General features: G+C 69.9%; 6 protein-coding genes. 2 read left to right on the forward strand and 4 right to left on the reverse strand.

Going from position 1 to position 5,862, the window contains the following annotated elements:
• Positions 1–26: 26 nt before the first annotated feature.
• The 4 genes from BIV24_RS30455 to BIV24_RS30470 all read right to left on the reverse strand — a co-directional run bounded on the left by BIV24_RS30455 (position 27) and on the right by BIV24_RS30470 (position 4,910).
• Positions 27–2,039, reverse strand: a complete 2,013-nt coding sequence (locus BIV24_RS30455; protein WP_071369698.1) for a flavin monoamine oxidase family protein — start codon at positions 2,037–2,039, stop codon at positions 27–29.
• Between the two features lie 222 nt (positions 2,040–2,261).
• Positions 2,262–2,456 (reverse strand): hypothetical protein, encoded by a 195-nt coding sequence (locus BIV24_RS30460; protein ID WP_071369699.1) that lies wholly within the window; start codon positions 2,454–2,456, stop codon positions 2,262–2,264.
• Between the two features lie 314 nt (positions 2,457–2,770).
• Positions 2,771–4,354 carry a multicopper oxidase family protein gene (locus BIV24_RS30465; protein WP_071369700.1) on the reverse strand — a complete coding sequence of 528 codons (1,584 nt, stop codon included), beginning with the start codon at positions 4,352–4,354 and terminating at the stop codon, positions 2,771–2,773.
• A gap of 91 nt (positions 4,355–4,445) precedes the next feature.
• Positions 4,446–4,910 (reverse strand): hypothetical protein, encoded by a 465-nt coding sequence (locus BIV24_RS30470; RefSeq protein ID WP_071369701.1) that lies wholly within the window; start codon positions 4,908–4,910, stop codon positions 4,446–4,448.
• Between the two features lie 10 nt (positions 4,911–4,920).
• Here BIV24_RS30470 and BIV24_RS30475 point away from each other — a divergent pair, with 10 nt between their 5' ends.
• Both BIV24_RS30475 and BIV24_RS30480 read left to right on the forward strand, forming a co-directional pair.
• On the forward strand, positions 4,921–5,379 hold the full coding sequence (locus BIV24_RS30475; protein WP_143064705.1) for a hypothetical protein: 459 nt from the start codon (positions 4,921–4,923) through the stop codon (positions 5,377–5,379).
• 101 nt (positions 5,380–5,480) lie between these two features.
• Positions 5,481–5,753 carry a heavy-metal-associated domain-containing protein gene (locus BIV24_RS30480; RefSeq protein ID WP_071369703.1) on the forward strand — a complete coding sequence of 91 codons (273 nt, stop codon included), beginning with the start codon at positions 5,481–5,483 and terminating at the stop codon, positions 5,751–5,753.
• The last annotated feature ends 109 nt before the right edge of the window (positions 5,754–5,862 follow it).

A 5,862-nucleotide genomic window follows, 5' to 3' on the forward strand; every position in this document is an offset into this window, starting at 1 on the left:
ACGGGCAAACGTTGCCTGCCACGGCACTAGCCCATGTGCACTTCGAGTGCGGCCCGGACCCCCGACTCGACGGCGCCCTCGATCCACGACGGCTTGACCGAGGTGTGGTCCCCGGCGAAGTGCAGCGGGCCCTCGGGGGCGCGGATCGCCGCGAGCAGTTCCGTGTGTTGGCCGGGGAGCAGGACGGAAGCCTCGCCGTACGCGTACGGGTCCCTCAGCCAGCTCTGGGTGCGGCCGGCACCCGTGTAGAAGACCTCGACGCGCTGCCCGTAGACCTGCTGCAGGCCCCTGAGGGCGTGCGGGTAGCGGGCCTCCTCGTCCAGGGAGTCCCAGCGGGAGGCGTCGTCGGCCCAGCTGTAGGAGGCGAGGACGACGCCCCCCTTGCTGCCGGGGACCGGGTGGGAGGGCTGGATCATGAAGCGGTTGGAGTTGTCGGAGACCGAGCCGCCGCCGACGATGTGCGCCGCCTCGGGCTGGTCGCGGGTGGCCCAGCGGTTGGCGGCGTAGTGGGCGCGCTGCGCGGGGCTGATGTGCCCGCCCGGCACCGACGGGTGCGCGCCGAGCAGGCTTGCGTCGGTGGGCGCCTTGCCCCGCCGGTACTCCGCGTACAGCCCGGGGCGCACCGCGTCGAGTTCCCGCTTCCAGTCGCTCTCGGTGAACTCCCACCAGCGGCGGCTGAATTCGAGCAGCACCTTGGTCGCGCTGTCGTAGTGCAACTCGGCGACGGCACGGCGTTTTCCGTACGACATCAGCGGGCTGATCTGCACCTGCCGCAGCCCGGAGAACGGTACGGTGACGATCGCCAGGTCACCGGTGAACTGCTCGCGCACGACCTTGCCGTCCCGGCCCTCGGACACCGTGTCGACCCAGACCCGCGGACCGTCCTGGCGGACGTGTGACATGTCGTCGCTGTCGTGCCGGTCGGCGTCCCAGTACTCGATGTGCGTCACGCGGCGGTCCAGCCGCACCAGGTCGCCCACCCGCCGCAGCAGGGCGTCCGGCAGCGTGGCGGTGCCGCCGACCAGTTCCCAGAACGTGGTGTCCGGGCTGATCAGCGACTGACTGATGAAGCTGTGGACGAACGACAGCGGCAGCCGGGAGGTCAGGTTCTCCAGGGTGCCGACGAGATCGAGGGTGCGTTCGTCGAAGCCGGCCTGCTCGGTCAGGAAGCGGTACATGGACCAGTCGCCGTACCGCTGGATCACCCGTGCCCAGCCCTGCACCCGCTCGGGCAGGGGTTTGTCGACGCGCTTGCCGTCCGGTCCGGCCGTGCTGAACTCGTCGCGTACGGGGTCCAGGGCTTCGCGCAGGATCTGGGAGGAGGGCTTGTCCCAGTACTTGCGCGGCACGCCGAACGACTGGTTGATCCTGCGGGGCGTCTTCGCGTAGTCGGAGCGGCGCATACGGGCGCCGTTGACATGGAGCCACGCGTGGTTGACGGGCTTGCCCTCGCCGTCGACGTCGATGAGGTAGAACGGACGGCGTTTTACGCCGAGTTGGTCGATCAGGCTCATCACCAGCGGATGGCTGCCGGGGATCCGCATGGCCCCGGCCTCCGCGTACTGCCCGGGATCGGCGAACGGTTGGGCCGCATGTTCGTGCCCGCCGGTGCGGAAGGTCTTGATCCGTCCGCCGACGCGGTTGCCGTTGGCCTCCAGCACCGTCACATGGTGCCCGGCCCGCTTCAGCAGCCAGGCCGCCACCAGACCGGCCGGTCCTGCGCCGATCACCAGGATCTTCTTGGCGTTCTTGGTCCTGGCGCGGGGCAGACCGGAGTCGAGGATCTTCTTGTAGGCCGGCACGAGCGGTGTGTTGTCGTCGTCGACGACCAGCAGCGCACGGGCGACCGCGAGACAGGTGGCCCGGTCGGCGGTGGATCTCGGCGGACAGGGGGCCTGGTGGGGAAGGGTGGGTGTCGCGGCGGCCGTGCCCGGCGCGGTCAGACCGAGGGCCGTCGCGGTCGCGGCCGTACCAGCCGCGGTCGTGAACTGTCGCCGGGAGAAAGGGTGATGACTGTCCGAGGAGCGGAGTTGATCCATACGTCCTGAATAGGGCGCGATGGCACACGCTCACAGGGCGATCAACAGTGATCACCTGAACGTGTGAGCGCAAGGGGGCGGTACCCGTGCTCGGGCCACCCCCTGAGCGCACACAACACCCCCGTACGCTCCCGCACGCCCCCTGGCCTCAGGTGATTGCCGTCGTGCCTCGTACGGAAACGGAGATCATGTGCTGCCTCGGCGGCAGGTGCCCTGGACGCATCAGGGCCGGGCGGCCGTCATCAGCTTCGCGAACGAGGCCATGCACGGCGAGCAGTGCTCCGCCTGTTCGGCGCCGGGCGCTTCGACGCGTTCGGCGAGCCGCCGCCCGCACAAGGTGGTGGTGGCCTGCTTGGCCATCACGTGCCACACCAGCGTTTCGCCTGCCCCGTCGGGGCCCACGCACATCTCATACATGACCGGCCTCCCAGGACGGACGCCCTCCCGTCCAGGAAACCCCGTACGAGCCGGGCGCACGGAGTCATGCTGGGCCATCGGAGTGACCCCGCCCACCAGGCCGCAGGCTCCGCCCGCGGGTGCGCAGGCCGCCGCCTCGGGGCCGATCAGCCGACCGTCGGGGTGGGGTCGGGGGAGGAGGTGTGCACGTGCGGGTTCGTGTGCCGCCGGGCGGCTTTCGACGGGCACGCGGGTGCCGCGGCTTCGGCCGCACCCGCGTGCTCCTTCCAGCCTTGGGACCGGGGCCCTGCGAAGCAGCCCTGGGCCGGGGCACGTCAGCCCTGGTAGGCCACCAGCGCCATCATTCCGGCCTCGCCGTGGTACGCGTTGTGGCAGTGCAGCATCCACTGGCCGGGGTTGTCCGCGTCGAAGAAGGCCGACACCGTCTTCTTCGGCAGCACGATCGTGGTGTCCTTGCGGGGCCCGTCGCCGCCGAGCTGGTAGGTGTGGCCGTGCAGGTGCATCGGGTGCCACATGGTGGTGTTGTTGACGAAGTCCAGCCGGACGCGCTGACCGTGCTCCACCGTGATCGGATGGGCGGCCGGGTCACTCATGTCGAACCGCTTGCCGTTGATGGTCCAGTCGTACGCCATCATGCTGCCGGTCAGCTCGATGCGGTGGACCCGATCGACCTTTCTCGACGCCAGGCGTACGTCGTCCGCCGCCTTCAGCTGCGACGCGGACACGATCATGCCCTCCAGCTCCTTCGGGCGGACGTTCGCCCTGGGGCCGCCTCCGGAGCCGGTGCGGACCTGGGCCATGCCGCCGGCGTTCTTTCCCTCGGCCAGTGCGACCAGCGGGAAGACACCGTCGGCGAGGGTGACCAGGGCGTCGTAGCGTTCCCCCATGCCGATCAGCAGGGCGTCGACCTGCTGGTGCCGGACGGGGAAGCCGTCGGTGTGGGTGACGGTCAGCCGGTGCCCGCCGAGGGCGACGCGGTAGGCGGTGTCGCCTCCGGCGTTGATCAGCCGGAGCCGAATCCGCTTGCCGGGCTTGCTCCGAAACACCTGCGGATCGGTCGCGACACGGCCGTTGACCAGGTGGTACGGGTACTTCACATCGCCGGCGTCCCCGCCGAGCAGCGTGCTCTGGGCACCCATCATCATGAACTTCATCGACCTGCCGCCGCCGGAGGGCGAGGCGGATTCGGAACCGCCCGTCCCGCCCATGTCCATGTCCCCCATGTCGTGCGCGTCATGGCCGCCGTGGTGCATGCCGCCCATCCCCTGCGTCAGCTCGGCGAGAACCTCGTCCGGAGTGCCCGTGACACCGTCCAGCCAGTCGTCGAGCACGACGACCCACTCCTCGTCGTACGAGAGCGGCTCCTTCGGGTCCTCCACGATCATCGGGGCGTACAGGCCGCGGTCGATCTGGACTCCGACGTGGGGGTGGAAGAAGTAGGTGCCGGGGGCGTCGGTGAGGAACCGGTAGGTGAAGTTGCTCCCGGCCCTGACGGCGGTCTGGGTGGCCGGCGGGACGCCGTCCATGTCGTTGCGCAGGGCGAGGCCGTGCCAGTGGACGGACGTGGAGGTCTTGTCCGGGAGTTGGTTGGACAGCGTGGCGGCGAGTCGGTCGCCGGCAAAGACGCGTAGCTCCTTGCCGGGGGCCCGGCCGTCGAAAGCCCACGTCTTGGCCGTGATTCCGGCGCCCAGCTCCACCACGGCCGGGGCGGCGACCAGGGTCACCTCATGTGTCCTGCCGGTCCTGGTGCGCTTCTTCTCGGTCGCGGCGACCGCCGAGCCGGACGGGCTCACCAGAGGGGGAGTGGTACCGGAGTCGGTGCTGCAGGCGGCGAGTGCGCCCGCGCCGGCGATGCCGAGTCCGGCCAGGAGCACGGATCGACGGTTCACGGTGTTCACGAAGTGGTCCTCTTCTCACGGTTGTTTCCGCTGGGATGGCGTGCGGGCACGGCAGCGCGCGTACGAGGACGCACGCAGCCGCGGGCGCGGCCTACAGCAGCAACCGGGAGAGGAGTGAGAGATCGGGCGGTGCTCGGCTCACGGTCCCCGGGATGTCCCGCCCGGCGGCAGCACGGGAAGGGGCGGCCGGAGTGTGGCCGACGGCGAGCCCGGCCGGGGGTACCAGCTTCACCGTGTCGACGCCGGCGGCGGAGCAGTGCTGCATCGCCATGCCCGAGCAGGGGCCGTCAGGGCCGACGGCAACGGGAGCCGTCGCGCCGGACAGCAGGGCAGGCGCGTCGGAGCGGGATCGGGCGGGCGGGGCGGATCCGTGATCCATGCCCGCCATGCCGATTGCCTCGACCATCCGGGAGGAGGGCTGGACGTGTGTCATCGGCGTGGCCGTCTCGTGGTGCACGAGAACGGCGAGGACCGCGACCAGCGCGATGGCGGCAACACGCGTGCAGCGGAGGACGACGCGCGAGGCGCCGCTTCGCCGGTCCTCGGCTGTCGTCATGCTTCCATCCATGCTCGGTGACGTCGAGTGCGGCCCAATATACCCCCATGGGGTACAGGCGTCGCTCGTCGGCGGCACTCTCTCCGCCTTCGACGAGGCTGAGGTCAAGGGCTGGTTCCTCACCCACCACGCCGACCTGCAGGCCTTCTGCACCCGGACCGTCCCCACGGGGCACGCCGTCGTCAAGGCCTTCTGGTACCGAACCGCAGTCAGGCGCTCCCTTCCGGCGCACTTGCTTCGGCGCGACAACTTCTCAAGAAGGACAGCGAGCAGGCCCGGGTCTCTGACCCGGGCCTGCTTCTCGTGTGCCGTGCCCTTGGTCGACGAGGAGGCCTCGCCGACGCCGCGCCAACCCCTGGGGAGTGTGGCGGCGAAGAAGGCGATCCGCATTCCTGCGCTCGTGGCCACTCTGTCTCTCGACCTCCTGCGGGCGGTTCGATGCACTTCAAAATACCCCTGGGGGGTATGAATGAATGGTGAATCGTCTTGCGTCACATGCCGGAGGGAGGTATACATGGAGTCGTGAGATACCCCTAGGGGGTATGCCTGATCGCTACAGGGGAGGCCTCGATGTCCGACTGCTGCACGCCCGAGGGAAGCTGCCACACCAACGCCCAGGTCAAGACCACCTACAAGGTCGACGGTGTGGGCAGCGCCCACTGCCAGGGCGTCGTCTCCAAGGCGGTGGGCGACCTCGACGCGATCCGTGCGGTCGATGTCGAGATCGGCACCGGTCTGGTCACCGTGACCACCGCGGCCGAGCCCGACGACGTGCTCGACGCCCTGATCCAGAAGACCGTCGACGAGGCCGGTTACGCCTTCGCGGGCCGCTTCGTCGCCTGACCGCCCACTACTGGGCGGGGGGGGCGTCCAGCCCCGGCCCCTGCCCTTCCCACCCTCTCCACCCGCCGCGTCCGTGAGCTGCGAGGAGCAGACATGACCACCACCACGC

Source organism: Streptomyces colonosanans (assembly GCF_001866645.1).
Lineage (GTDB): Bacteria > Actinomycetota > Actinomycetes > Streptomycetales > Streptomycetaceae > Streptomyces > Streptomyces colonosanans.

Excerpts from the sequence above, each read along its gene's own strand:
- BIV24_RS30470 (WP_071369701.1), bottom strand. The coding sequence starts at position 4,910 with ATGACGACAGCCGAGGACCGGCGAAGCGGCGCCTCGCGCGTCGTCCTC.
- BIV24_RS30480 (WP_071369703.1), top strand. The coding sequence starts at position 5,481 with ATGTCCGACTGCTGCACGCCCGAGGGAAGCTGCCACACCAACGCCCAG.
- BIV24_RS30455 (WP_071369698.1), bottom strand. The coding sequence starts at position 2,039 with ATGGATCAACTCCGCTCCTCGGACAGTCATCACCCTTTCTCCCGGCGA.
- BIV24_RS30460 (WP_071369699.1), bottom strand. The coding sequence starts at position 2,456 with ATGTATGAGATGTGCGTGGGCCCCGACGGGGCAGGCGAAACGCTGGTG.
- BIV24_RS30475 (WP_143064705.1), top strand. The coding sequence starts at position 4,921 with ATGCTCGGTGACGTCGAGTGCGGCCCAATATACCCCCATGGGGTACAG.